Raw genomic sequence first — 25419 nt, forward strand, 5'->3', positions numbered from 1 at the left:
CGGCCAATTATCGGCGCATCGCTGCGCACCAGCCTCCATTTTCCGCACAAGTTGGCGGTTCATCAGCCCTGGCTGGCAGGTATTGCACCGCCGCTATTGTTCTGGATATGCAAAACACGTTGCGGGAACGGAATCTCGATCTTCGCCGCACGCAGGCCCTCGAGCACGGCGATATTGACCGCTGACTTCACATTGGCCTGCCCGTTCATCGGATCGTTGATGAAAAAGCTCAGGCTGAACTCCAGTCCGTCAGGGGCGAAATTCACCAGGAACACCGAGGGCTCGGGCTTGGCCAGCACCCGCGCTTGGGCCAGGGCCGCGCGCGTCAGCACTTCGCGCACCTGCGCGACATCACTGTCGGCGCCGACGACGATCTGGGTGGTCAGGTTGAACTTCTGGTCGGCGTCGGTGAGGTTTTCCACGCGCTGTGTGATCAAGGTCTCATTGGGGACAATCGACTCGCGCCCGTTGGAGGCGCGGATGACGGTGTAGCGGGTGCGGATGTCGGTGATGCGGCCTTCGAAGCCATCGACGCGCACGTTGTCGCCAATGCGCAAGGCCCGCTCGATCAGCACCAAAAAACCGCTGACATAGTTGGAGGCAATTTTCTGCATGCCAAAACCCAGGCCGACACCGAAAGCACCGCCCAGCACCGACAGCGCCGTCAGATCGACGCCAACGAGGGACAGCGCCACCAGCAGGCCAATGGTGATCAGCAGCATGCGTGTGAGATTGACGGCCATCTTGCGCATCGACAGGTCCTTGACCATGTCGTCGATCACGCGTTGCTCGAAGGTGGTCGAAATCCACAGTACCACCAGCATCACCATGCCCACCGATATCGCCCCCTGGAACAGCTCCAGTACCGAGATCGACGTCTTGCCAAAGGCGAACTGCACCGCATCGAGTTGCGCCATCACCTGCGGCAGCACACCCAGAATCCCCAGCACCGCCACGCCCCAGGCCAGCCACGAGAAGATCCGCTCAATCAGGCGCACCACGGTGGAGTTGGGAAAGGTCTTGGCCAGCACCCGGGCGACCAGGCGGATGACCGCCAGCGACAGCAGAATCTGCACCGCCAGCCGCAGCAGAAACACCGGTTGGTAGTGCTCCACCAGCATGCGCGCGGCAGCGGTCAGCAGCAGTGCCAGCAGCGGGAACAGCGCCCCGCCCCAGGCCGTTTTGCCAAACCATACCGAGGGCTTGCCCACCTCACGGTGGCGGTAAAAGCTGCGGCTGAGGAGCCAGGCCAGGCCCAGGCAAATCACCAAAACCGCCAGCTCCTGCCAGGTGCTGGACTGCTCAAAGTCCACTCTCAAACGATCAAAGATATCCATGCGCCAGCCTTATCGGGTCCAAAAGAAAAAGCATACGCGCAAGCATATGCTGGTTCCGTACCGTATCACCGATGGTGCAGTGCCGTTTGTAGGAGCGGCAGACGTCCACAGACGCGCGGCTGGGTGTGGCCTGGGGCTAGGACCAGACCGGCTTGCGCTTTTGCGCAAAGGCCTGCGCGCCTTCCTGAGCGTTGCCGTCCATCATGTTGGCGGCCATGCACTGGCTGGCCACCTGGTAGGCGGCCTCCATACCCAGCTCCCGCTGCTGGTAGACCAGGGCCTTGCCCATGCGCACGGCGGCAGCGGGCTTGCTGACGATGGCAGCGACGAGCGTTTCCAGCTCCGCATCGAGCTGCTCGGGCGCGGCCACCCGGTTGACCAGGCCCTGGGCCAGCGCCTGCTCGGCGCTGATGAATTCACCGGTCAGCAGCATTTCCATCGCCTGCTTGATGGGCATGTTGCGCACCAAGGGCACGCTGGGCGTGGCGCAGAACAGGCCGTACTGGATGCCGCTGGTGGCAAAGCTGGCCTCGCTGCTGGCAACGGCCAGATCACATTGCGCCACCAGTTGGCAGCCGGCGGCCGTCGCCATGCCCTGCACCCGCGCAATGACGGGTACCGGCAGCTTCTGGATCGCCATCATCACCTGGCTGCAGCGGTTGAACAAGTCCTGGTACCAGGCGCGGTCGGGGTGGGCGGCCATGTCCTTGAGATTGTGGCCGGCGCAAAAGGCCCGGCCCTGCGCGGCCAGCACCACCACGCGCACCGATGCATCCTGCGCAATGGCGGCCAGGGCTGCGCGCAACGCAGCGAGCATCTCATCACCCAGCGCATTGAAGCGCGCCCCATCGTTCATGCTCAAGGTCACCACGCCGCGCGCATCGCGGGTCTGCACAAGCAAGTTGCTGTCCGTCATTGCCAGGTCCTCAGAAGGTGTTTACAGATCGGCGAGCACGCGGATATGGGCTTCCACGCTGGCTGCGAGCGGCGCCATCACATAGCCGCCCTCCAGGCAGGAGACGATGCGGCCCTTGCTGAAGCGCCGCGCAATGTCTTTCACGCGGTGGGTGATCCAGGCATAGTCGGCCTCGACCATGCCCAGCTGGCCCATGTCGTCTTCGCGGTGGGCGTCAAAGCCTGCGCTGATGAAGACCATCTCCGGCTTGAATTCCTCAAGACGTGGAATCCAGTAGGTCTCCACAATCTCGCGGATGTCCATGCCCTTGGTATAGGCCGGCACCGGCACATTGAGCATATTGGCCGCCGGGTCCTTGTCGCCCGAATGCGGGTAGAACGGGTGCTGAAAAATGCCCACCATCAGAATGTGCGGGTCGCCCGCGCAGATGTCTTCGGTGCCATTGCCATGGTGCACATCAAAATCGACTATCGCTACGCGCTTGAGCTGGTGGCGCATCAGCGCGTATTTGGCCGCCACCGCGACGTTGTTGAAAAAACAAAAGCCCATGGCCTGCTTGCGCGTGGCATGGTGACCCGGGGGACGCACGGCGCAGAAGGCGTTTTCCATCTCGCCGCTGATCACGGCATCGGTGGCCGCCAGCGCAGCGCCACAGGCCCGCAGCGCGGCATTCCAGGTGGCGCCATTGACGGCGGTGTCGGTGTCCAGCATCAGGGTTTCCGGGCCACCAATGGCCTGGTTGTCCGCCGCCATTTCAGACAAACCGCGTATCGATGCGATATGCAGGCGCTCATGGCCCAGCTCCAGATCGGACATGCTGGCCTTGGGCGCATCGCGCCGCTCCAATGCGTCCCCCACACCGGTAATCAGCAGGCGGTCTTCAATCGCATCCAGGCGCGCAGCGCATTCCGGGTGGGCAGGCCCCATGTCGTGCAGCCAACAGTCACGGTGGCTGAAATAACCTGTCTTGGACACAGTTTTCGTCTCCTTAACTGCCTTTGTCGTTTATTGTGATGGGATGCAGACACAGCACACCATACAAAAATTATTGACTCAGCTTAACACGGTGATTGTGGGGAAACCGGCGCAGGTTCAGCATTGCCTGACTTGTTTGCTGGCGGGAGGACATCTGCTGATTGAAGACGTGCCCGGCGTGGGTAAGACCACACTTTCGCATGCGCTGGCCCGCACCTTGGGCCTGCAGTTTGCACGGGTGCAATTCACCGCAGACCTGATGCCCAGCGACTTGACCGGCGTGTCGGTCTATGAGCGCGAGCAGCAGGCTTTTGTGTTTCATCCCGGCCCCGTGTTCACCCAGGTTTTGCTGGCCGATGAGATCAACCGCGCCAGCCCCAAGACGCAAAGCGCGTTGCTGGAGGCGATGGAGGAAAAGCAGGTGACGGTCGAGGGCGCGACGCGCCCGCTGCCCCAGCCTTTCTTCGTCATCGCCACCCAGAACCCGCTCGACCAGCTGGGCACCTATGCCCTGCCCGAGAGCCAGCTCGACCGCTTCCTGATGCGCATCTCGCTGGGCTACCCCGACCAGGCGGCCGAGTTCCAGCTGCTGGCCGGCCAAGGCCACCGCGATATCGCCAACCAGTTGCCAGCGCTCACCTCTGCGGTGGAGCTGAAGTTCCTGCAGCAGGAAGTGACCAGCGTGCGCGCCAGCGACGCGCTGATCCACTACGTGCAGGCGCTGATCGCCGCCACACGCTCGGGCAAATGGTTTGTGCAGGGCCTGTCACCGCGCGCGGGGATTGGCCTCATCCGGGCGGCCAAGGCGCAAGCGCTGATCCAGGGCCGTGACTATGTGGCGCCCGATGATGTGCAAGCCATCCTGCCGCAGACGACGGCGCACCGGCTGGTGCCCATCAGCACATCGGGGCGCAGTGCCGTCGAGCAGGTGCGCGCGATGATGGACAGCGTGGCGCTGCAGTAGCGTGAACCCGCCTTCTGCGGCCTCAGGGCAGCCCCGCAACAGCCCTCTTCAGCGGCTGCGCCAGCGCATGCGCCAGTGGTGGCTGGCCCATTTGCCCAGCGCCAGCAGCCATGCGGTCAGCCGCCGCAACCTCTACCTGCTGCCCACCCGCGCTGGCTGGATGCTGGCGCTCACCTTGCTGGTGCTGCTGGTGACCAGCATCAATTTCCAGCTCAATCTGGGATTTTTGCTGACCTTCATGCTGACCGGCGCCGCACTGGTGTCCGTGGGCATTGGCTACCGCAATCTGCTGGGGCTGCAGCTGGAGCTGCACGCGCCCGAGGCACAGTTTGCCGGACAGGCGCTGCGCCTGGACCTTCGGCTGCACAACCCCAGCCGCCGCGCCCGCTATGCGCTGGGCATACGCCAGTACCAGGGCCTGGAACTGAGCCTGAGCGATGCTCCGGCGCAGGCAACCACCCCGATGCAACTGAGCACGCCCGCCGAGCGGCGCGGCTACCACAGCCTGCCTGCGGTGCTGGTCGAGACCCGTTTTCCGCTCGGTGTCTTTCGCATGTGGACCGTTTTCCGCACCACCGAAAAAGCCCTGGTCTACCCCTGCCCCGAGACCAACCCACCCCCGCTGCCGCTGGGCCTGGCCGATGCCGGCGCCGGCAGCAGCGCCAGCCTGCGGGCCAGCAGTGGCGAGTTCGACGGGGTGCGCAGCTACCGCCGCGGCGACCCGCTCAAGCTGGTGGTCTGGAAGAAGGCGGCCACATCGCTGGCCACCGGCAGCGGCCATTTTGTCGTGCGCGACAACCAGCACCAGGCGCAGCAGGATGTGTGGCTGGATGCCCAGCAATGCGGCCTGGCGGAGCGGGAAGCCCAGCTTTCGCGGCTGACGGCCTGGGTAGTGATGGCCGACCAGCAAGGGCTGCGCTACGGGTTGCGCCTGGGCAGCGGCCACGCAGATCAGGCGGCCGACAGCGGGGCCGAGCACCGCCAGGCCTGCCTGCGCGCACTGGCACTGGCCTAGGAACAACACGATGCCTTCTGCTTTCCACCCTGCCCCGTCTGCAGGCGCCAGCCGCTGGTCCCGCCTGCCACGCGAGGCACGCGATACCTTGTTTTTGCTGGCCGTCGTCGGCTGGATACTGCTGCCGCTCACCGCCACCTTGCCACTGTGGGCCTACGCTCTGGCTTACGCGCTGCTCGCCTGGCGCGGCCGCATTGCGCTGCTGCAAAAGCCCATGCCGGGCCGCTGGCAGCTGCTGGCCTTGCTGGTGCTGGTGGTCGGGCTGACCCTGCTCAGCTACCGCACCATCCTGGGGGCCGATGCCGGCGTCACCCTGGTCAGCATGCTGCTGACGCTCAAGACCATGGAGCTGCGCGCCAAGCGCGATGCGATGGTCATCTTCTTTCTGGGTTTTTTTGCGCTGATCGCCAACTTTCTGCATTCGCAGTCGCTGCTGACCGCGCTGGCCATTGCGATCGGTCTGGTGGGCTTGCTCACCGCGCTGGTCCATGCGCATATGCCGGTGGGGCAGCCCTCGCTGAAGTTCGCCGCCGGCCTGTCGCTGAAGATGGTGGCCATTGGCGCGCCGCTGACCTTGGCGCTGTTTGTCTTCTTTCCCCGCATGGCGCCGCTGTGGGGCGTGCCGCAGAACCCGGCAGCCAAGACCGGTCTGTCCGATGAGATGACGGTCGGCTCGGTGGCATCGCTGGCCCAGGACGAAGGCATCGCGTTCCGCGTCAAGTTCGACACGCCGCAAAACCGGCCGCCCCCCGCCAACCAGCTCTACTGGCGCGGGCCGGTGCTGTCCGACTTCGACGGCAGCACCTGGCGCGCCACACCCAGCTTTCGCACGCCGGACGACCGGATGTTTGCCGACATCCGCACCGAGGGCGAGGCGCTGCGCTACGAGCTGACCCTGGAGCCCCACCACAAGCCATGGTTGCTGACTTTGGACCTGACCGGCAGCGCGCCGGTGCTGCCACGCGGCCGCGCCTACAGCACCGGCGATCTGCAATGGCTCAGCAACCGTCCCATTACCGAGGTGACCCGCATTGCGGTCGAAAGCCACACGCGCTACCGGTTTGGCATGCAGGCCGGCAACCGCGAGCTGGCCTTCAACCGCCGGCTGCCGGCCAACAGCAACCCGCGCACCCAGGCCTGGGTGGCGCAGCTGGTGGCCGAGATCGGCGAGCGCCCGGACCGCAGCGCGCAACTGGTGCAGCGCCTGCAGCAGCAGCTGCGCAGTGGCGGCTATACCTACACCTTGGATCCCGGCGTCTACACCGGCCAGGCAGCTGACGAGTTCTGGTTTGACCGCAAACAAGGCTTTTGCGAGCATATTTCGGCCGCCTTTGTGATTGCGCTGCGCAGTGCCGGCGTGCCGGCGCGCATTGTGACCGGCTACCAGGGGGGCGAAGCCAACAGCGTGGACGGCTACTGGACGGTGCGCCAGGCCGATGCCCATGCCTGGGCGGAGGTGTGGCTGGGCGAGGAACAAGGCTGGGTGCGCTTTGACCCGACGGGCTCGGTCAGCCCCGGCCGCATCGGCGCCGCACAACGCCTGAACACGCCCAACTTCATGGGCATCAGCGTCAGCAATGCCGCCACCATCAATGGGTTGCAGCGCATGCGCGCGGTCTGGGAAGCCGTCAACAACAGCTGGAACCAGTGGGTGCTGAACTACACCCAGCGCGAGCAGATGGACATGCTCAGCAAGCTGGGCCTGTCCAGCCCCAACTGGATGGACCTGGTGCGCATTCTGGGTGGCCTGGTACTGGCGGCGGCGATGGTCGTGGTGCTGGCCCTGCAGTACCAGCGCCGGCGCGTGGACCCCTGGCTTGCGCTGCTGGGCGAGGCGCGCAAACGCCTGCGCCAGGCCGGGGTGCCAGAGGCCGCACAAGGCAGCGCCGCTACGCCCCGCGCGCTGGCACGCTTGGTGCACGCCCAGGCGCCCGAGCTGGCCCCTGCGTTTGGCCAATGGCTTAAGGCCATGGAGCGGCAGCGCTATGCACATGCGACCGGCCAGCCTGCACCCAAGGCCGAGCTGGCGGCGCTTCGCAAACAATTACGACTTCTGCCCTGGTCCCGCCTGCGGGCCCGGGCAAACAAGGTATAAAACCCCATGCACCGAATTCTTCAGACCACCGTGGCCGTGCTGTGCGCCGGCCTGTGCGCAACGGGCGCCTACGCGCAAAAAAACACCAGCAACAAGGCCCGCAGCGCTGATTCCACCCCCGCCGCATCCAGCTATGGCAACCGGCCCGAGGCCGAGGCTTTTGTCCGCGAGGTGGCCGAGCGCCGCCATATCGATGAGGCCTGGCTGCGTGCCAGCATCCAGCAAGCCCGCTTCAACGCCACGGTGCAGCGCCTGATGACGCCGCGCACCGGGCCAGCCGGTGTCAAGAACTGGCGCGGCTACCGCAGCCGCTTTGTCGAGCCGATCCGCATCCGCGCGGGCCTGCGCTTCTGGAACGAGAACGCAGCGACCCTGGCCCGCGCCGAGCAGACCTATGGCGTGCCGGCCGAGTACATCGTCGGCATCATCGGGGTCGAGACCATTTACGGCCAGCAAATGGGCAACTTCACCGTGGTCGATGCGCTGGCCACCTTGGCTTTCGACTATCCCGCAAGCCACCCGCGCGCGGCCGACCGCGCCAAGTATTTCCGGGGTGAGCTCGAGCAGTTCCTGGCCACCGCGTACCTGACGGACAGCAACCCCTTCGACACGGTCGGCAGCTACGCCGGCGCGATGGGCATGCCCCAGTTCATGCCGACCAGCTGGTCCAACTACGCAGTCGATTTCGATGGCGATGGCAAGATCAACCTGTTTGGCAGCACCGCCGATGCGATCGGCTCGGTAGCCAACTACTTCGTCGCCCATGGCTGGCAGCGCGGCATGCCGGCCTACTACGATGTGCAGGTGAACAGCACGCCGGCACAGCTGGAGACCTTGCTGGCCCCGGACATCAAGCCCAGCTTCAGCGCCGCCGAGATGGCCGCACTGGGCCTGCGCATCCAGGCACCGGGTGACCAGCACAATGGCCCGCTCGCACTGATCGAGCTGCCCAATGCCAGCGCCGCCACCCAGTACGTCGTGGGTACGCCCAACTTCTACACCATCACCCGCTACAACCTCTCGAGCTTCTATGCGATGTCCGTGGTGGAGCTGGGCCAGGCCATTGCGCGTGCACGCAACGGCACGCCGGCTGCGGCGGATGCCGAGCCCAGCGCGCCTGAACCCAGCAGCGAACCGAGCAACTCCCCCACGGCCGAAGCCGCCGCCAAGGCCTATCTGCGCAGCAAGGCGCGCCAGCAGCGCACGCCCGATCCGGCCAACTTCAGCGCGCCGTGATCCCCAGCTTGGCCAGCCCAGGCAGGGCAACACATATGGACGTGATCTGCAGGCTTTCAAGGCCTTAGCTGCAAAAATAAAAGGCAGCGATTTTCTCTTGAAATTGCCGCATCTTCATCCAACTATCAGTCATCGAGCAGCAACCCCGCTGCCCTGTTCTACAAGGATTGAAGATGATCATGACCCCTCTGATGCACCGCTCGGCCTACGCTGTCTCCCCTTCCGCGATGGATGCCGCGCTGCAGCGCTTCCTCCAGGCCACCACCAATGCGCAAGATCGCGTGCAGCAAGATGGCCAGGTGTTCAGCATCAGCGTGGATGTGCCCGGTCTGTCCCGCGACCAGCTGCGCATCGAGCTGCAAGACAAGACCGTGCGCCTGTCCAGCATTGAAGGTGCGCCGCGCAGTGTGCAACGTGCCTGGAAGCTGCCTGCCAGCATCGATGCCGCAGCCTCCAAAGCCAGCCTGGAAAACGGCGTGCTGACCCTGGTGCTGAGCACCAACCAGCCCAGCACCCAGACCCTGGCGATTGCATAAACGCCAACACCGCACCATGCAGAAGGGGCCCTGACAGGCCCCTTTTGCTCGTTGTGCCGCTGCATCACCAGCGGGTCACCCTCTAGACCGCAGCGGCAGCCGCAGGTGGCTGCTGCACGATCGCATCCAGCGGCCAGCGCGGCTTGACGTCGAATGCATAGACCTTTTCAGCCTGCTGCTGCCCCGCTTCGATGCGCATCGCAGCCGCCATTGCAATCATCGCGCCGTTGTCGGTGCACAGATGCAGCTCGGGATAGTGCACCCGGATGCCGCGCTTGCGGCAGGCATCGTTGAGCTGCTCGCGCAGCAGCCGGTTGGCACCCACACCGCCAGCGACCACCACGCGCTTCATGCCGGTTTCTTTCAGTGCATTCAAGGTCTTTTTCACCAGCACATCGACAATGGCCGCCTGCGTGGATGCGGCCAGGTCCGCCTTGCGCGCCTCCAGGCCATCGCCCAGCTTCTTGGCCTGGGTCAGCACCGCCGTCTTCAGGCCGGCAAAGGAGAAATCCAGATCGCCACTGTGCAGCAGCGGGCGCGGCAGCTTGAACGCCTCGGGATCGCCGCCCTGCGCCAGACGGGACAGCTCCGGCCCGCCCGGGTACGGCAGTCCCAGCAGCTTGGCGGATTTGTCAAAGGCCTCGCCTGCCGCGTCGTCAATGGTCTCGCCCAGAATCTGGTACTGGCCCACACCATCCACCCGCATCAGCTGCGTATGGCCCCCAGAAACCAGCAAGGCCACGAAGGGGAATTCGGGCGGGTCTTCGCTCAGGAAAGGGGACAGCAGATGGCCTTCGAGGTGGTGCACGCCCAGCACGGGCTTGTCCAGCGCGGCGGCCATCGCGCAGGCCACCCCGGATCCGACCAGCAGCGCACCGGCCAGCCCCGGGCCCCGGGTAAAGGCAATCGCATCGATCTGCGCGAGCGTACAGCCCGCGTCATCGAGCACTTTTTGCGTCAGCGGCAATACCCGGCGGATATGGTCGCGGCTGGCCAGCTCGGGCACTACACCACCATAGGCACGGTGCATCTCGATCTGGCTGTAGAGCGCATGGCTCAGCAGCTCGGGCACGGTGCCGGCGCCACGGGTGCGCACCAGGGCCACGCCGGTTTCATCACAGGAGGATTCGATCCCCAAAATCAACTCACTCATGGGGCCAAAGTGTAGGCGCTCCCGGCCGGTTGTGCCCCCGGGGACCGGTCTACCCTGGCGGGCTGCCAGGGTTTGGCGCGGGGACAGATGGCTCAGCGCTTGCCGCCCAGCAGCGAGCCACCGATTTTCATCAGGTCGCTGACATCGAGCTTGCCGTCGCCATTCTGGTCCAGCAGCGAGCCCAGCAGGCCGCCGCCCAGGCCACCCTGCTGCTGCACCTGGTCTTTTTCCTGGCCGAGCGCATTGCCCAGTTGCGACGAGTTGAGGCCGCCCGACATCACGCGCTGCGCCAGGAAGGACATCACCAGCGGGGCCAGCATTTTGAGCAGGTTGCCGGCATTGGCGCCCAGGCCTGTGGCCTGGCCCAGGCTGGCCGATGCCTGGTCTTGCTGGTCGCCAAAGATATGGCCCAGAATGCTGGCGCCGTCCATCGCTGCAGGCGATGCGGCACCCGCACCGGCAGGTGCTCCGCCGCCGAGCGCGCCGCCCAGAACGCTGCCGAGCATGCCGCCCAGACCACCGCTCTGCGCGCCGCCGCCACCGCCCAACAGCGATCCGAGCAGCCCTCCCAGATCAGGGCCCGCGCCTGCGCCGCCGGCCGCGCCGTGGTCGCGCTGCAGCGCTTCAAACAAGGCGCTCGCACCACCTGCGCTTTGCGCGTTGTTGCCCAGGGCGCCCAGCATCATCGGTACGGCCGCCTTCACGGCCTGCTCGGTCTGGGCCTCGCTCTGACCCAGGCTTTGGGCCATCTGCTGGATGGGAGCCCCTTGCAGTTGCGCGAGGAGCTCATCGACCATCGAGGGAGTTGCGGACATGTTCTTTCCTTTCATAAGCCCAGGCGGGCGTGGCACAGACTGCAGATGGTAGACGTTCAGCATGGCAGTGCAATACGCAGTGGCGCAAATCTTCGTTAACCAAGGCCGCTTCACCGCTGCCGGCCTGCATACCCGAGATGCCGGATGGGCTGATTTTCCTTATTACTTACGTATATATAAAACCTAAAATAATGGGCACACGTATTTTTCAATGCCATGGCCATACAGCACTACATCAAGGAAATCGGGCGCGGCGCACGCGGCGCCAAGGCCCTCAGCCGTCTCGAAGCCAGCGATGCGATGGCGCAGATACTCGATGGCCGGGTCAGCGATTACGAAATCGGCGCCTTTTGCATTGCGATGCGCATCAAAGGCGAAACCGCCGAGGAGATGTGCGGCCTCTGGGATGCCGTGCATGCACGTATTGCCCGCTTCCACAGCAGCGCAGCGCTGCCCACCGTGGTAGTGCCCAGCTATAACGGTGCGCGCCGCTTGCCCACGTTGACTCCGCTGCTGGCCCTGCTGCTGGCACGCGAAGGCCTGCCCGTGCTGGTTCACGGCATGCAGACCGAGGCGAGCCGCATCACGGCCTTTGCGGTGTTCGAGCGGCTGGGGCTGACAGTCCGCGATGGGGCCGGGGCGATCGCCCCATCCGAAGTGGCCTTGGTGCATACGGGCACCTTGCTGCCCGCGCTCGCCAAACTGCTGGCGGTGCGCCAGATCATTGGCCTGCGCAACCCCGGCCACAGCATTGCGAAGCTGCTGCAGCCCCTGCAGAGCCCTGCGGTTTTGCTGGGCAGCTATACCCACCCCGAATACCTGCCGATGCTGCAAGCCACGCTGGCCGAGCTGCAGACCCATGCGCTGCTCTCGCGCGGACTGGAAGGCGAAGTCTGCGCCGACCCGCGCCGCACCCCGCAGTACGATGGCTTTGTCGCCGGCCAGCACCAGCTGCTGCAAGCGCGCAGCAGTGGCACCGATGGCCAGGTGCCGGGGCTGCCCAGCGAGCGCGATGCGGACACCACCGCCCGCTACACCGAGGCCGTTCTGGCCGGCCAGTTGCCGGTGCCCGCCGCCCTGGCCCAGCAAGTGGAACATGTGCTGGCCATCGCCCAACAAACACTACCCGCGTCCCAAGGTCCCCGCCATGACTGACAGCAGCCTGCCCACTCCTACTGCGCGCCCCCCCGCCGATGCCCCAACGCCCGGTCAGGGCCAGTGCACCCTGGTCGGTGCCGGCCCGGGTGACCCGGACCTGCTGACCATTGCTGCCGCCAAAGCGCTGCAACGTGCCACCGTGCTGCTGGTGGACGACCTCGTCAACGAAGCCGTGCTGCAATGGGCTCCCGAGAGCGCACGCATCGTTCACGTAGGCAAGCGGGGCGGCTGCCAAAGTACGCCCCAGGCATTTATCCAGCGCCTGATGCTGCAAGAGGTGCAGGCTGGCGAGAACGTGGTGCGTCTCAAAGGGGGTGACCCGTTCATCTTTGGCCGGGGCGGTGAAGAAGTGGAGTTCTTGCGCGCCCATGGCATCGAGCCGCGCATCATCAACGGCGTGACGGCCGGGCTTGCAGCGCTGACCAGCCTGGGCGCACCGCTGACCCACCGTGACCATGCACGGGGCGTGGTGTTCATCACCGGCCATGCCAAGCCGGGCGGACAAGGCCCCGATTGGGCGCAACTGGCCCGCACCGCACATGATGCGCGCCTGACCCTGGTGATCTACATGGGTGTGGCCAGTGCCGAGGCCATCAGCCAGGGCCTGGGCAGTGGCTTGCCTGCCGATACGCCCGTCGCCATCGTGCAGCACGCCAGCCTGCCCCAGCAGCGCCATGCGATCACCGACCTAGCCCATTTACCCGCCACCATGGCCCGCGAAAAACTGGCCAGCCCCAGCATCATCGTCGTCGGCGATGTGGTGCAATGCGTGGCTTTGGCAGCGCAGGCAATCCGTAACAACGAGGCGATAGCCAGCCGAGATTTCTCCGAGATTTGCGGATACGATAGCCAGGCAACCGTGGAAGACCAAGCATCCATAGCGTAGAGTAATCAATCTTTACATATGCACAGATTGTTTCTCCAGGTTCAATCCATAAAACGAGGAGCACTGACGATATGCAAAGACAACGCACCTGGCGCCTGTGCGCCGCTGCACTGGCCATTACCGCACTGACCGCCTGCAAGACTGAGCTGGGCCCGGGCGATGGCGATGGTGGCACCAACCCCAATCCCAAACCCTACCCCACGCTCGACGGCAAAGCACCGCAAAGCTTTTCGCTCAGCAGCATCGATGGCAAGGCCGCCAATACGGCCGAGAGCTTTGATGCCGCCATCGCGCAGGATGCCAACTTCATCGCTGTGGATCTGGTCATGAGCAAGGATGGCGAGCTGGTCGCGCTGGCCTCGCCGGACATCACCGACATCACCGACGTCTCCAGCCGCAGCGTCTACGCGAGCCGCAAAACCTTGCGAATGATCGATGGACAGCGCCACGAAGGTTGGTTTGCCTCTGACTTCACGTTGGTGGAACTGCAAAGCCTGCGCGCCAAGCTGACTGGCTCTAGCACGCCGCCGGTCAATGCCACCACCGGCCGCATTCTGTCGCTCAATGATGTGATCGCCTATGTCAAGCGCCAGCGCAAGACCGTCGGCCTGTATCTGCAGACCCTGAACCCGACCTACCACAGCCAGCAGGGCCTGGCGATGGAAGACAAGCTGCTGGCCGCCTTCACCGCAGCGGGCTACACCCAGGAAACGGCGCCAGTGATGGTGCGCTCTTTGGAGGTGGCCCACCTGAAAGCCCTGCGCGCCAAAACCCAGGTTCGCCTGGTACAGATGATCAATGGCCATCCGGAGCTCGCATCTGATGGCAGCATCACCCTGTCGCCACCCTATGCCCAACCCTATGACTTCACGCTGGCCGGCACCTCTACCACCTATGCCCAGATGGTGACCGCCGACGGCCTGGCGCAGATCAAGACCTATGCCAATGGCATTTCGCCGTGGAAGCCTTACGTCATCTCCGCACGCTACCTGGACAAGAATGGTGACAAGCAGCCCGACGACCTGAACAACGACGGCAAGTGGGACTACCGTGACCGCGAGATGATGCCGCCGACCAACCTGGTCACCCTCGCCCATGCGGCCAAGCTCTTTGTCCACCCCTGGGAATACCGCAACGATGTGACCTTGCTGGCCAGCGACTTCAAGGGCAAGGTGGCGGCAGAGTACAAGCTGTTCTACGAAGTGGGTGTGGATGGCGTGTTCAGCGACAGCCCCAGCGATGCCAACAAGGCACGCTAATCAGGCAACCAACGCCAAGATCAGCTAGGTGCCGACGCTAGGGCACCACCTACGAAGAAAGGCAAGGTGAAGACCTTGCCTTTTTCTATGGGCCTGAATCTTGCTGCGCCATGCAGCAAAATCAGGCAACGCAAATCGCTACCCAGCCACACTCAGCTGGTCTGCCGCGTCGTCTGCGCAAAGCGGCGCGCCAACTCCTTGCGCAGTTCCTTGCGCGTCAACGCCGCTTCCCAGCGGCGTTTTTCATCCGCCGTCTCCGGCTGCAACGGCGGCACCGGCACTGGCTTGCGCTGGTCGTCCACCGCCACCATCGTGAAAAAGCAGCTGTTGACATGGCGCACGCTGCGTTCGCGGATGTTCTCCGCCACCACCTTGATGCCGATCTCCATCGACGAGGTTCCGGTGTAGTTGACGCTGGCGTAGAACGACACCAGCTCACCCACATGGATGGGCTCCAGGAACATCACCTGGTCCACACTCAGGGTCACCACGTAGCGCCCGGCATAGCGGCTCGCACAGGAGTAAGCCACATTGTCCAGCTCGCGCAAAATGGCGCCGCCATGCACATTGCCAGAAAAATTAGCCATGTCCGGAGACATCAGCACCGTCATCGTGAGTTGGTGGTGGGGTAAACGCATGGAGCCGATTGTAGGCATCGCGCTAGACGGCGGGGAGCCGCCCGGGCAAGCCCCTGGTTCCGCTCGGACATGCCGCATTCCCGGCTGCGACGGCCTAGCGGGACAGGCTTGGGCCCGCCGGCTTGTGCGCTGGCCATAGCCCTTCACCCATCCATCCCTCACCCGGCAAAGGCATTGCGGGGCTGTTCCGAGCCATGTTTGATAAAGACCTTGTAGCAGCCTACGAGCACATAGTCCCCCGTGTAGAGCACCTTGCGGCGCGTCCGCATGCCATTGACGAAGATGCCGTTCGTGCTGTGGTGGTCGACGACGGACAGAACACCGGCACGGTAGTGGAAAGCGCCGTGATCCCGGCTGACAGCCGGGTTATCCAGGCAAATGGCGTTGCCGGCACCTCGGCCAAATGTGGTGTACCCGCTCTCCAGGATCAGCGAATGAAGCACGACCCTGTGCGTGATGAAGATCAGGACTTCCGGCAGCATATTCCACCTCCTTCGCCCGACCGGTGCCCGGTCAGTACTGCAATCTATCGCTGCAGCATCAACAAATTATCAATCGGTTTATTAAAATAGATTGATAATAAATTACAACTTGGATTGATAGAAAGAAAACCTAGGGAATACACGGAGCATCAATTTTATCTATTGGTGGAAGACGCCCGCTCTCCCAACGGATGCGGGCAGGCAGGCTTGCTGGCTGGTCAGGACAATGCCGGCCAGTAGGACACACTGACTGACATAAAACACGCTTTGTTGGAGGGAAGCAACTGCGGCAACCCATCATGCGTCGGCAGCACTCGGGAGCGTGTCTCAAGCACCTGGAGCTGAAAAACACAAGGCCATGCTGTGCACCCCGCTGGGCACCATGCCATCTGCCCCGTTGCTGCTTGGGCAGGCGTATCGCTCGCCAAACATCGGACACACCAGCAAGACGCGCCAGGGAAAAACGCAGTCTAGGGCGCGGTCCGCTGCGTTGTATTCCTTGTCAAATAGCTGCAGCCTGACTGCAAAGAACGCTTTGCTTCTCATCCCGCTCCAAGCAGGCTCCATGGGCGAAGGTTTTGCAAAGGATTTCAAGCGCTTGTCTCTATGTGGGGAGTGGCGTGAACTGCAGCGGTTCATGCAAGACGGTGGCAATCACTCTCTCCAGCCGGTGCTGGACTGTGCATGACTCCTATCCTGCAGGCCTTTCAGCCCGTTCAGCGCAATAGCAGCAAACATTCTGAGGGCTGCTTGCAGCATCGCTCAGCCCCTGGCCTTCCAAGTCTTCCTGCACATCGGGGAAGACCAGTTTGTTCTAACCTACAAAAGCAGGTGACGACCAGAAATTGAAAAACCCTTGCAGGTTGTTCACTTGCAAGGGTTTCAATTTGGGGTGGCTGATGGGGCTCGAACCCACGACAACAGGAATCACAATCCTGGACTCTACCAACTGAGCTACAGCCACCGTGTTGGGGAAGACATGATTATAGCCAGAAATTTGGCCCCTCTCATGAATTCTCCGTTTTTATGAAATTTTTGTTTCTGCGGGGCGTGGGACCTTGATCTGCGCCTTGAAACGCTCCTTGAGCATTTCGTAATACGCCAAGGTTTCAGCATTGGCCTGGTAACGCTCGAACTCCTGCTTTTGGCGCAGGCGCATCTCGGCAGAGTCTTCGCTACGCGGCACGACCTTGTTCACGCGCACGATGGTGTAACCATCGTTGCCCAGGTCCACACCCACCCAGGAGGCAGCCTCGCCGACCTTCGCATGCATGGCAGCATTGAGCACCGCAGGCACCTGGCCCTTGGCATCCTGGCGCGACACGACAATCGGTGCTGCCAGCTTGGCGCCTGCAGCGTCGGCCTTCCAGGCTTCCAGCTTGGCTTGCGCGTCCTGGCGGGCGAGTTCTGCAGCCTTCTGCGCTACGTACAGGTCATGGGCCTTGGCCTTGACTTCCTCGAACGGCAGAATGCGTGCATCGAAGTGCTCCACCACACGACCCGAGGCCAGGGTGCTGGGCGCCACTTCAATGGCTTCGGTGTTGCGCTTGTTCTGCAAAGCGTCGCTGGAGAACAGCGCTTCCAGGAAGGTTGCGTTGGCCAGGGCGCCCGTCGCTCCAGGGGCGGCCGTGCGGGTGACATGCTCGGCCTTCTGGATCTTCAGACCCAGCTTCTCAGCCACAGGCTGCAGGCTATCGGACTGCTCGAACACCATGTTGGAGAAGGTCTCGGCGACTTCGGCGTACTTGCGCTGCACCTGCTGGGCCAGCACCTCGGTCTCGATCTTCGCGCGCAGCTCTTCAAAGCTGGGGGTACGCGGGGTCTTGATCTCACCCATCTTGATGATGTGGAAGCCGTACTCCGTGCTGACCAGGTCGCTGATCTCACCAGTCTTCATTGCAAAGGCGGCGTCCTCAAAAGGCTTGACCATGTCGCCCTGCTTGACCAGACCCAGATCACCGCCGCTGTCGCGCGAGCCGGTGTCTTGCGAATTCTTCTTGGCCAGCTCGGCGAATTGGGCTGGGTTGGCCTTGGCTTCGGCCAACAGCTGCTCGGCACGCTGCTTGGCTTTTTCACGGTCTGCTGCCGACATGGAGGCTGGCGCGTCAATCAGGATGTGGCTGATGCGGCGCTGTTCCTTGTCCATGAAGCGGCTCAGATTTTCCTTGTAGTAGGTACGCAGATCGTCTTCGCTGGGCTTGATCATGCTCTTGACCGCTTCGGCGTTCAGCACCACATACTCGATCGTGGACTGCTCCTTCTGGCGGAACAGCTCCTGGTTGCTCTTGTAGAACGCTTCCACATCGGCATCGGTGGTCTTGACCTGGGACGCATAGTCCTTGGCTGCGAACTGCGCCAGCTGGATCTCACGCTGCTGGTAGAGCGCGTCGACCGCCAGCTGGGTCTGTGCATCGGTCGCAAAGGCCGTGTTGGACACACCGCCGAGTACCTGGCGCGACGCAATGTCGCGGCGCATGCCTGCTTCAAAGCCTTCGGGCGTCATGCCCTGGGCACCCACCAGCGCGCGGTAGGCATCGACGTCCAGCGAGCCATCGGGTTTTTTCAGCGCAGCAATCTGCGGAATTTCCTGCAGCGCGCGGACCAGTGCGGCATTGTCCACCCTCAGGTGCATTTTTTGCACCGCGGCGTCAATCACCTGGTCACGCACCATGCGCTCCAACGTCAGATAGCGGGCATCCGGGCCGTCCATCCACTTGGCGTCCATGTTGGGGTCTTGCTGGCGCATGCGATCCGAGGCAACGCGGTGCGCATTGTCCCAGTCCATCTGCGTAATGTCTTTGCCATTGACTTTGGCGACCACCGGGCTCTTTTCGGTGAAGTAGTTCTGGTTCACTCCCACCAAAACAAAAGACAGAATGATCAGCAAGAACAGCGGATACATCAGCACCTTGGAGTACTTGCGGATGGTTTCAAACATCGTCTAACTTTCCTGAGGACAAAAAAAAAGGCGAACCCTCATTCGCCTTTATTCGGTTTTCAGCAAGGGATGCGGCGGCAGACGGTCAGACGTAGGCATCTGCTGCTTGCAACGGCGGTTTTCCCATTGCATATCAATCAGATACAACGTCAACTGACATCTGCTCCCCACCCCCTGTCAAATAGGGCGTGCAACATGCGTCTTGGCAACGCATGAACGTCGAAACAGCAAGTGTACCGCGAAAGAGTTTTTCCTCCCTATGAGGGCAAGGGGCGCGTTAGGGAATACAGGATTTTTGCCCGCACCTGGGACCGCGAGGCGGCGGATGCGCAGCACCTCCCCCCTCTTTTAAGAGGCAGCACTAAGGAGAAAAGCACTGGAGGCGTCCCAGGCCGGGCTGGACCCAACCGCCCGTCTGACAGGTTGCAGACTGCAACGACGCGCATGCCAAGGTGGCGCGGCAGACGCCCCATCTGGCCATTGAAGCTCGGGAACAAAGGGAGGAAAGGAGATACCGGGTTCTAGGGCGCAGGCACTGGAGCGGCTTTGGCGGATGGCCGGGCGCATGCGTACCAACGCTGCAGACTGCGCCATGGCGGCCATGCGGCGGGACGGCGATAACGAGCCGCCCCGCCCTGGCTGATGGCCGAGACTCTACGCCCAGGCAAGTGGGTAAGCAATAAACTCGGCCGGTATGGGCTGATTCGAGCTGACCCTGCAGAGGGTGAACAGACAAAGAAAAAACCCCTTAGATCACTCTAAGGGGTTTATTTTCTTGGTTAATGTGGTGGGTGCTGACGGGGTCGAACCGCCGACCTACGCCTTGTAAGGGCGCCGCTCTACCAACTGAGCTAAGCACCCCACCTGATAACCGAAATTAGTTCAACGCATCTTTCAATGCCTTGCCTGGACGGAACTTAGGCACCTTGGCTGCCTTGATCTTGATCGCAGCGCCGGTACGTGGGTTACGGCCGGTACGCGCAGCGCGCTTACCAACGGCAAAGGTACCAAAACCTACCAGAGAGACTGTACCACCTTTTTTCAAGGTTTTCTTCACTGCATCAATGGTGGACTCCAGCGCACGAGCCGCAGCAGCCTTGGAGATATCAGCATTGTTAGCAATGTGCTCAATGAGTTCAGTTTTATTCACAAGCAGCCTCTATTCATCAAGAGAGTTAAGGAAGTGTATGTTTCATCCCATTATGAGCAGTTTGCACACGGTGCAACTGTCACAGATTCAAAAACAACACCACTGGCACGAAATTTTCACCTCGACCCCAGTGCCTCTGGAATGAGGTGAATTCTAGACGGAATTTCTGGGTACTCAGGCAAAAAATCACTTTTTTTCGCTGACCAGCGCCCGGTTTGCCTTGCGAAAGCCAGGCATCACGGGCTCTGTAGCCTGAATTCCTTGTACAGGCGAGGTGGAGTCTACGCCCAAACCTGTGACGGCCAACTAAGAATCAACCCTAGCCCGGATCTCTGGCAATGCCTTTTGCAAGTAATAAATCATCGACCAGACGGTCAATACCGCCGCCCCCCAGATCAGCCAGGTACCCCAGACACCGGTATCGATCCCGGCCACCTTGCCGTCGTAGAGCAAAAACGGAATGGCCACCATCTGCACGGTGGTCTTGAGCTTGCCCACCATGTGCACAGCCACGCTCTTGCTCGCACCAATGCGCGCCATCCATTCACGCAGCGCCGAGATCGCAATCTCGCGGCCGATGATGATCAGCGCGACAAAGACATCGGCACGCTGCAGGTAGACCAGGATCAGCAGCGACGCGCAGACCAGGAACTTGTCGGCCACCGGATCGAGGAAGGCGCCAAAGGATGAGGTCTGGTTGAGCTTGCGTGCCAGAAAGCCATCGAGCCAGTCGGTGAAGGCGAACACCACAAACATGACGGTGGCCCACAGGTTCTTGGTGGCCATATCAAGAGGCGAGTAATACACGCCGATGATGAGCGGGATCGCGACAATGCGCGTCCAGGTCATGATGGTGGGGATCGTGAAGAACATGCGGCTATTGTGGCACGCTGCGGTGCAAATTCAGTGAACGACATGCTCTGTGAACGACATGCGTTCAGAACCCTTGCCAAAGCTTGCGGCCTGGAACGGAGCGCGGGCTGACGCGACCGGCGTCCATTCCACAGGGCGAGGGTTCTGCATGGGCACCATGACGCGCCCGCCTGCGCGACCTGTTGCAAGGCCGCACAGGCCTCACGTCAATGCAAGGCTCTGTAGATATCCTGCGCCAGCGCTGGCGATATGCCATCGACCGTCATCAGGTCATCGACCCCGGCCTCCTCCACACCGCGTACGCCGCCAAAGCGTTGCAGCAGGCGCGCCCGCTTCTTGGGCCCGACCCCGGGAATGTCTTCCAGCCGGCTGCCACCTACCCGCACCTTGGCACGCGCAGCGCGCATGCCGGTGATCGCAAAGCGGTGCGCCTCATCGCGAATCTGCGCCACCAGCATCAGCGCAGCCGAGTCGCGGCCCAGATAGACCTTGTCGCGCCCATCGCAGAACACCAGCTCTTCGAGACCGACCTTGCGGCCCTCGCCTTTCTCGACACCGACGATGCGTGACAGATCCAGACCCAGCTCGGTAAAGACCTCGCGTGCGACACCAACCTGGCCCTTGCCGCCATCGATAAGCACGATGTCGGGCAAACGGGCAGCATTCTTGCCAAGCTCGGCGCCACCGGCATCGCGCTGGGCCTCGGCCACCTTGCTGTAGCGGCGCGTCAGCACCTGGCGCATGGCGGCATAGTCGTCGCCGCCGGTGATGCCTTCGATCTTGTAGCGCCGGTACTCGCTGCTTTGCATCTTGTGGTGGTGAAACACCACGCAGGAGGCCTGGGTGTTCTCACCCGAGGTGTGCGAGATGTCAAAGCACTCGATGGTCAGCTGGTCAATATCGTCCTGGGGCAAATCCAGCGCCTCGACCAGCGCACGCGTGCGTGCCTGTTGCGAGCCTTCTTCCGCCAGCAGGCGGGCCAGCTGCAACTGGGCATTCTTTTGCGCCATCTCGAGCCAGACGCGGCGCTCCTCGCGCGGCTGCGACACCGCAGCAATGCGCGTGCCGGTCTGCTGTGACAAGGCCTCCAGCAATGCGGGCTCCAGCGCAACGCTGACCACCAGCACCGGCGGCGGCGCCACCTGCAGATAGTGCTGCGCCACAAACGCTTCCAGCACCCGCTGCTCCACCGTCTTGGCAGCCACGGTGGTGCCGGGCGTGCCCAACGCCTGGTCCTCGGCGTCTTCGGCCTCTTCCAGACTGGCGATGGCAGCACTGTCCTCGACATGCACCGGGAAGTAGGCGCGGTCCCCCAGGTGCCGCCCGCCACGCACCATCGCCAGATTCACGCAGGCCTTGCCGCCTTGCACCTGCACGGCCAGTATGTCCACATCGCGGTCATCACTGGTCTCGATGCTTTGCTGGTGCAGCATACTGGCCAGTGCCTTGATCTGGTTGCGGATGTCGGCCGCCTGCTCAAACTCCAGCTGGTCCGAGTGCGCCATCATGCGCGCCTCCAGCGTCTTGAGCAGCGTGTCGGTCTCGCCACGCAGCATGGCTTCGGCATGGGCCACATCGGCGGCGTAATCCTCCGGACTGATGTGGTCGACACAGGGGCCGCTGCAGCGCTTGATCTGGTACAGCAAACAAGGCCGGGTGCGGTTGCTGAAGATGCTGTCCTCGCAGGTGCGCAGGCGGAACACCTTTTGCAGCAACTGGATGGTTTCCTTGACCGCCCAGGCATTCGGATACGGGCCGAAATAGCGCTGGCGCTTGTCGGTGGCACCCCGGTAGTAGGCCACGCGCGGGTAGCACTGGCTGGGGGGCGCGCGCATGTCACCATCGTGGATCGCCATGCCGGTGATCTTCAGGTACGGATAGCTCTTGTCATCCCGAAAAAGAATGTTGTATTTCGGATGCTGGGTCTTGATGAGGTTGTTTTCCAGCAGCAGCGCTTCGGCTTCGGAGCGCACCACCGTGGTCTCCATGCGCACGATCTTGCCCACCATGTGGCCGATGCGCGTGCCGCCATGGTCCTTCTGGAAATAGCTCGATACCCGGCGCTTGAGGTTGATGGCCTTGCCCACATACAGCAAGGCATCGCTGGCGTCGAAATAGCGGTAGACCCCGGGCATGGCGGGCAAACCAGCCACCTGGGCAAGAAGTTCGGGAGAGTGCACGTGAATGGGCATGGCGCTATTGTCTTATGCGTTCGCGCTGCCCGCAGCAAACCGGTCCATCACCCATGCAGGCTCACTGCACAATGCCGCGCTCCCGCAGCGTTGCAATCTGCGCTGCGCTCAGGCCCAGGCCCTGCAGTACGGCGTCGGTGTCGTCACCCAGGTGGGGGGCACTGCTGCGGATCGTGCCCGGCGTGACAGACAGCTTGGGCACGATGCCCGGCACCTCGAGTGTGTGGCCATCGCGCGTGGTCTGCGGCACGATCATCTGGCGCGCACGGTAGTGCGGGTCTTCGCTGATGTCCTTGGCGGTGTAGACCTTGCCGGCCGGCACCCTTGCAGCGGCAAGCGCATCCATCACCTGTGCAATCGCGCGCGGCTGTGTCCAGGCGCTGATGGCCGCGTCGATCTCCTCTATACGTGCCACCCGTCCCGCATTGCTGGCCAGGTCGGGCGCCTGGCCCAGGTCAGGCCGGCCAATGGTGTCCATCAGCCGCTTGAAGATACTGTCGCCATTGCCGGCCACCAGCACCCAGCCATCCTGGCAGGCATAGGCGTTGGACGGCGCAATGCCCGGCAAGGCGCTGCCCGCCGCCTCGCGCACCACGCCAAAGGCGCTGTACTCGGGGATCAGGCTTTCCATCACATTGAAGACCGCCTCATGCAAGGCCACATCGATCACCTGGCCACTGCCGCCGTTGACCTTGCGGTGGTAGAGCGCCATCATCACGCCGATGACGCCATGCAGCGCCGCCAAGGTGTCGCCGATCGACACCCCCACCCGCACAGGCACCCGCCCGGGCTCGGCCGTCAGGTGGCGCAGGCCGCCCATGGCCTCGCCAATCACGCCAAAGCCTGGCAGGTCGCGGTAGGGGCCGGTTTGCCCGTAGCCGGAGATGCGCAGCATCACCAGGCCCGGGTTGAGGGCATGCAGCTCCTCGGGCGACATGCCCCAGCCCTCCAGGGTGCCGGGGCGGAAGTTCTCCACCAGCACATCGGCCTCGGCAATCAGCTGGCGGGCAATGTCCTGCGCCTCTTTCTGGCGCAAATCCAGTGCCAGCGACTGCTTGTTGCGCGACTGCACCTGCCACCAGACGGAGGTGCCATCCTGCAGCAGGCGCCAGTTGCGCAGCGGGTCGCCCGCGCCGGTGGCCTCGATCTTCACCACGTCGGCACCAAACTCGCCCAAGGTCTTGCCGCAGAATGGCCCGGCAATCAGCTGGCCCATCTCGACCACCTTGACGCCTTGCAAAGCCATCGGCCCAGGGGTTGCAGTGTGGGGGTTCATGTCTGTCTCCATGCTTGATCAACTGGGGCTTATTGTGGCCCAGGCGGCAGGGCCTGGGATCCTCTGCATAACCCTCGTCAAGTGGAATGGGCGCGGATCGGGATGAGCCGCAAGGCGTACTTTGCAGTCAATAGCCCGCTATTGACAAGAAAGACAACGCAGCGGATCGCCCGAGCCCGCGTTCAGACCACGACAGGGAGTTGTGCAGCGGATTCCACAACAGTGACGCCCGGGACTGCACTATCATCGCCCCGTCATGCCCAACGCTCCCGCCCCGCCCTCCGCCACCCCCATCCCACCCCCTCAGGTCTGGGATATCTTTTGCCAGGTGATCGACAACTTTGGCGACATCGGCGTGTGTTGGCGCCTGGCCGCCGACCTGGCCCGGCGCGGCTGCCAGGTGCGCCTGTGGGTGGACGATGGCAGCGCGCTGGCCTGGATGGCGCCGCAGGGCGCGCCCGGCGTGACCGTGCACCCGTGGCCCGGTGCGGTGCCGGCCAGCGGCATTGCCGATGTGGTGGTGGAAGCCTTTGGCTGCGAGATCCCCCCCGCCTTCCAACAGGCACTGGCCGCGCGGGCGCAATCGCCAGCACAGCAGCCCAGCGTCTGGATCAACCTGGAATACCTGTCCGCCGAAGACTATGTGGAGCGCTGCCACCGCCTGCCTTCACGCTTGATGAGCGGCCCGGCCAGCGGCCTCACGCGCTGGTTCTTCTACCCCGGCTTCAGCACCGGCACCGGCGGCCTGCTGCGCGAGGCCGATCTGCCCCAGCGCCAGGCGGAGTTTGACCGCAGCGCCTGGCGGGCGCGGCATGGCCTGCATGACGGCGACCCGGTGTTTTCGCTGTTCTGCTATGAACCGCCCGCTTTTTTGCAGGCCTTTGCCAGCGCCGGCACGGCCACGCAATGGCTGGTCACCCCGGGCCGCGCGGCGGCACTGGTACAGCGGCAACTGCCGCAGCCCCTGCCCCGTCAGGTGCAGTTGCTGCAGCCCTGCAGCCAGCCGGAATTCGACGACATGCTCTGGTCCTGCGACCTCAACTTTGTGCGCGGCGAAGACTCGCTGGTGCGGGCACTATGGGCTGGCCAGCCCTTTGTCTGGCAGATCTACCCCCAAGACGACAACGCGCACCATGCCAAGCTGGAGGCCTTTCTGGACTGGCTGCATGCGCCAGACAGCCTGCGCCAGGCCCATGCGGCCTGGAATGGCATCCCCGGCGCCAATGGCTCCCCCCCGGCCTGGCCCGGCACTACCGCCGCAGTGCTGTCCCAATGGGCGCAGTGCGTGCAGGCGGCACGCAACAGTCTGCAGATGCAGCCCAGCCTTGCCGAGCAGCTGATGGCATTTGCAGACGAAAAATGTTAGAATCGGAGTCTTTGCGCTTATCCCCGCACCCAGCGCCGCCAGGCAACAGGGTTTGACGGATGCGCACAACGCCGCGGAACATGCTACGGCGCAGCACAGCCCGTCCAACGACACTTGCGCGCCGCCCGTAGAAGTTTGAGCGGCCCAACACAGGCACCT

General features: G+C 63.3%; 22 protein-coding genes and 2 tRNA genes. 10 read left to right on the forward strand and 14 right to left on the reverse strand.

What is annotated here, in order from left to right:
* Positions 1-62: 62 nt before the first annotated feature.
* The 3 genes from MJ205_RS13545 to MJ205_RS13555 all read right to left on the reverse strand — a co-directional run bounded on the left by MJ205_RS13545 (position 63) and on the right by MJ205_RS13555 (position 3228).
* Positions 63-1337, reverse strand: coding sequence for a mechanosensitive ion channel family protein (locus tag MJ205_RS13545; RefSeq protein WP_239808952.1), 1275 nt, complete (start codon positions 1335-1337; stop codon positions 63-65).
* A 136-nt stretch (positions 1338-1473) separates the two neighbouring features.
* Positions 1474-2253, reverse strand: a complete 780-nt coding sequence (locus tag MJ205_RS13550; RefSeq protein ID WP_239808953.1) for an enoyl-CoA hydratase — start codon at positions 2251-2253, stop codon at positions 1474-1476.
* A 21-nt stretch (positions 2254-2274) separates the two neighbouring features.
* Positions 2275-3228, reverse strand: a complete 954-nt coding sequence (locus MJ205_RS13555) for a histone deacetylase family protein (RefSeq protein ID WP_239808954.1) — start codon at positions 3226-3228, stop codon at positions 2275-2277.
* 43 nt (positions 3229-3271) lie between these two features.
* On the opposite strand from MJ205_RS13555, the gene MJ205_RS13560 reads away from it, so the two are divergent.
* The 5 genes from MJ205_RS13560 (at position 3272) to MJ205_RS13580 (ending at position 9074) form a co-directional block, all read left to right on the forward strand.
* Positions 3272-4192: an AAA family ATPase gene (locus MJ205_RS13560; protein WP_239808955.1), complete on the forward strand. Its 921-nt coding sequence runs from the start codon at positions 3272-3274 to the stop codon at positions 4190-4192.
* A 1-nt stretch (position 4193) separates the two neighbouring features.
* Positions 4194-5207 carry a DUF58 domain-containing protein gene (locus tag MJ205_RS13565; protein WP_239808956.1) on the forward strand — a complete coding sequence of 338 codons (1014 nt, stop codon included), beginning with the start codon at positions 4194-4196 and terminating at the stop codon, positions 5205-5207.
* A gap of 10 nt (positions 5208-5217) precedes the next feature.
* Positions 5218-7302, forward strand: a complete 2085-nt coding sequence (locus MJ205_RS13570; RefSeq protein ID WP_239808957.1) for a transglutaminase TgpA family protein — start codon at positions 5218-5220, stop codon at positions 7300-7302.
* Between the two features lie 6 nt (positions 7303-7308).
* Positions 7309-8538, forward strand: a complete 1230-nt coding sequence (mltB, locus tag MJ205_RS13575; protein ID WP_239808958.1) for a lytic murein transglycosylase B — start codon at positions 7309-7311, stop codon at positions 8536-8538.
* A 173-nt stretch (positions 8539-8711) separates the two neighbouring features.
* Complete coding sequence (locus MJ205_RS13580; RefSeq protein ID WP_239808959.1) at positions 8712-9074, forward strand: Hsp20/alpha crystallin family protein; 363 nt, start codon at positions 8712-8714, stop codon at positions 9072-9074.
* 82 nt (positions 9075-9156) lie between these two features.
* On the opposite strand, the gene tsaD is transcribed toward MJ205_RS13580, so the two are convergent.
* Both tsaD and MJ205_RS13590 read right to left on the reverse strand, forming a co-directional pair.
* Positions 9157-10227, reverse strand: coding sequence for a tRNA (adenosine(37)-N6)-threonylcarbamoyltransferase complex transferase subunit TsaD (tsaD, locus tag MJ205_RS13585; protein WP_239808960.1), 1071 nt, complete (start codon positions 10225-10227; stop codon positions 9157-9159).
* Between the two features lie 92 nt (positions 10228-10319).
* Complete coding sequence (locus tag MJ205_RS13590; protein WP_239808961.1) at positions 10320-11042, reverse strand: DUF937 domain-containing protein; 723 nt, start codon at positions 11040-11042, stop codon at positions 10320-10322.
* A gap of 216 nt (positions 11043-11258) precedes the next feature.
* Here MJ205_RS13590 and ybiB point away from each other — a divergent pair, with 216 nt between their 5' ends.
* The 3 genes from ybiB to MJ205_RS13605 all read left to right on the forward strand — a co-directional run bounded on the left by ybiB (position 11259) and on the right by MJ205_RS13605 (position 14345).
* Positions 11259-12197, forward strand: a complete 939-nt coding sequence (gene ybiB, locus MJ205_RS13595) for a DNA-binding protein YbiB (protein ID WP_239808962.1) — start codon at positions 11259-11261, stop codon at positions 12195-12197.
* On the forward strand, positions 12190-13086 hold the full coding sequence (gene cobA, locus MJ205_RS13600; RefSeq protein ID WP_239808963.1) for a uroporphyrinogen-III C-methyltransferase: 897 nt from the start codon (positions 12190-12192) through the stop codon (positions 13084-13086). The genes ybiB and cobA overlap by 8 nt, the downstream gene beginning before the upstream one ends.
* Positions 13087-13157: 71 nt before the next feature.
* A complete protein-coding gene (locus tag MJ205_RS13605; protein ID WP_239808964.1) occupies positions 13158-14345 on the forward strand; it encodes a glycerophosphodiester phosphodiesterase family protein in 1188 nt (395 codons plus the stop codon).
* A gap of 152 nt (positions 14346-14497) precedes the next feature.
* Here MJ205_RS13605 and MJ205_RS13610 read toward each other — a convergent pair whose 3' ends face one another.
* Positions 14498-14983, reverse strand: coding sequence for an acyl-CoA thioesterase (locus MJ205_RS13610; protein ID WP_239808965.1), 486 nt, complete (start codon positions 14981-14983; stop codon positions 14498-14500).
* A 158-nt stretch (positions 14984-15141) separates the two neighbouring features.
* Positions 15142-15465, reverse strand: a complete 324-nt coding sequence (locus MJ205_RS13615; RefSeq protein ID WP_239808966.1) for an FHA domain-containing protein — start codon at positions 15463-15465, stop codon at positions 15142-15144.
* Positions 15466-15787: 322 nt separating this feature from the next.
* Between MJ205_RS13615 and MJ205_RS13620 the strand changes: the two genes are divergently transcribed.
* Positions 15788-16153 (forward strand): hypothetical protein, encoded by a 366-nt coding sequence (locus MJ205_RS13620; protein WP_239808967.1) that lies wholly within the window; start codon positions 15788-15790, stop codon positions 16151-16153.
* A gap of 200 nt (positions 16154-16353) precedes the next feature.
* Here MJ205_RS13620 and MJ205_RS13625 read toward each other — a convergent pair.
* From MJ205_RS13625 to MJ205_RS13655, 7 genes are all read right to left on the reverse strand, one after another.
* Positions 16354-16429 (reverse strand) — tRNA-His (locus MJ205_RS13625).
* 60 nt (positions 16430-16489) lie between these two features.
* Complete coding sequence (locus MJ205_RS13630; RefSeq protein WP_239808968.1) at positions 16490-18403, reverse strand: SurA N-terminal domain-containing protein; 1914 nt, start codon at positions 18401-18403, stop codon at positions 16490-16492.
* A gap of 785 nt (positions 18404-19188) precedes the next feature.
* Positions 19189-19264 (reverse strand) — tRNA-Val (locus MJ205_RS13635).
* Positions 19265-19280: 16 nt separating this feature from the next.
* Positions 19281-19553, reverse strand: a complete 273-nt coding sequence (locus MJ205_RS13640) for an HU family DNA-binding protein (RefSeq protein WP_021026954.1) — start codon at positions 19551-19553, stop codon at positions 19281-19283.
* Positions 19554-19859: 306 nt separating this feature from the next.
* On the reverse strand, positions 19860-20426 hold the full coding sequence (gene pgsA, locus MJ205_RS13645) for a CDP-diacylglycerol--glycerol-3-phosphate 3-phosphatidyltransferase (protein ID WP_116927291.1): 567 nt from the start codon (positions 20424-20426) through the stop codon (positions 19860-19862).
* Positions 20427-20632: 206 nt separating this feature from the next.
* The gene (uvrC, locus tag MJ205_RS13650; RefSeq protein ID WP_239808969.1) at positions 20633-22618 is read right to left on the reverse strand and encodes an excinuclease ABC subunit UvrC; all 1986 of its coding nucleotides are present in this window, start codon (positions 22616-22618) and stop codon (positions 20633-20635) included.
* Between the two features lie 61 nt (positions 22619-22679).
* A complete protein-coding gene (locus MJ205_RS13655; protein WP_239808970.1) occupies positions 22680-23894 on the reverse strand; it encodes a CaiB/BaiF CoA transferase family protein in 1215 nt (404 codons plus the stop codon).
* A 256-nt stretch (positions 23895-24150) separates the two neighbouring features.
* Here MJ205_RS13655 and earP point away from each other — a divergent pair, with 256 nt between their 5' ends.
* The gene (gene earP, locus MJ205_RS13660; RefSeq protein WP_239808971.1) at positions 24151-25260 is read left to right on the forward strand and encodes an elongation factor P maturation arginine rhamnosyltransferase EarP; all 1110 of its coding nucleotides are present in this window, start codon (positions 24151-24153) and stop codon (positions 25258-25260) included.
* Positions 25261-25419 lie beyond the last annotated feature (159 nt).

The sequence above is a fragment of the Comamonas sp. B21-038 genome, assembly GCF_022387135.1.
GTDB classification, from domain to species: Bacteria; Pseudomonadota; Gammaproteobacteria; order Burkholderiales; family Burkholderiaceae_C; genus Comamonas; species Comamonas sediminis.

Coding starts and splice junctions, on each gene's coding strand:
- MJ205_RS13560 (WP_239808955.1), top strand. CDS start 3,272: ATGCAGACACAGCACACCATACAAAAATTATTGACTCAGCTTAACACG.
- MJ205_RS13570 (WP_239808957.1), top strand. CDS start 5,218: ATGCCTTCTGCTTTCCACCCTGCCCCGTCTGCAGGCGCCAGCCGCTGG.
- tsaD (WP_239808960.1), bottom strand. CDS start 10,227: ATGAGTGAGTTGATTTTGGGGATCGAATCCTCCTGTGATGAAACCGGC.
- MJ205_RS13580 (WP_239808959.1), top strand. CDS start 8,712: ATGATCATGACCCCTCTGATGCACCGCTCGGCCTACGCTGTCTCCCCT.
- MJ205_RS13630 (WP_239808968.1), bottom strand. CDS start 18,403: ATGTTTGAAACCATCCGCAAGTACTCCAAGGTGCTGATGTATCCGCTG.
- MJ205_RS13610 (WP_239808965.1), bottom strand. CDS start 14,983: ATGCGTTTACCCCACCACCAACTCACGATGACGGTGCTGATGTCTCCG.
- ybiB (WP_239808962.1), top strand. CDS start 11,259: ATGGCCATACAGCACTACATCAAGGAAATCGGGCGCGGCGCACGCGGC.
- uvrC (WP_239808969.1), bottom strand. CDS start 22,618: ATGCCCATTCACGTGCACTCTCCCGAACTTCTTGCCCAGGTGGCTGGT.
- mltB (WP_239808958.1), top strand. CDS start 7,309: ATGCACCGAATTCTTCAGACCACCGTGGCCGTGCTGTGCGCCGGCCTG.
- MJ205_RS13605 (WP_239808964.1), top strand. CDS start 13,158: ATGCAAAGACAACGCACCTGGCGCCTGTGCGCCGCTGCACTGGCCATT.
- MJ205_RS13615 (WP_239808966.1), bottom strand. CDS start 15,465: ATGCTGCCGGAAGTCCTGATCTTCATCACGCACAGGGTCGTGCTTCAT.
- cobA (WP_239808963.1), top strand. CDS start 12,190: ATGACTGACAGCAGCCTGCCCACTCCTACTGCGCGCCCCCCCGCCGAT.
- pgsA (WP_116927291.1), bottom strand. CDS start 20,426: ATGTTCTTCACGATCCCCACCATCATGACCTGGACGCGCATTGTCGCG.
- MJ205_RS13590 (WP_239808961.1), bottom strand. CDS start 11,042: ATGTCCGCAACTCCCTCGATGGTCGATGAGCTCCTCGCGCAACTGCAA.
- earP (WP_239808971.1), top strand. CDS start 24,151: ATGCCCAACGCTCCCGCCCCGCCCTCCGCCACCCCCATCCCACCCCCT.
- MJ205_RS13550 (WP_239808953.1), bottom strand. CDS start 2,253: ATGACGGACAGCAACTTGCTTGTGCAGACCCGCGATGCGCGCGGCGTG.
- MJ205_RS13545 (WP_239808952.1), bottom strand. CDS start 1,337: ATGGATATCTTTGATCGTTTGAGAGTGGACTTTGAGCAGTCCAGCACC.
- MJ205_RS13655 (WP_239808970.1), bottom strand. CDS start 23,894: ATGAACCCCCACACTGCAACCCCTGGGCCGATGGCTTTGCAAGGCGTC.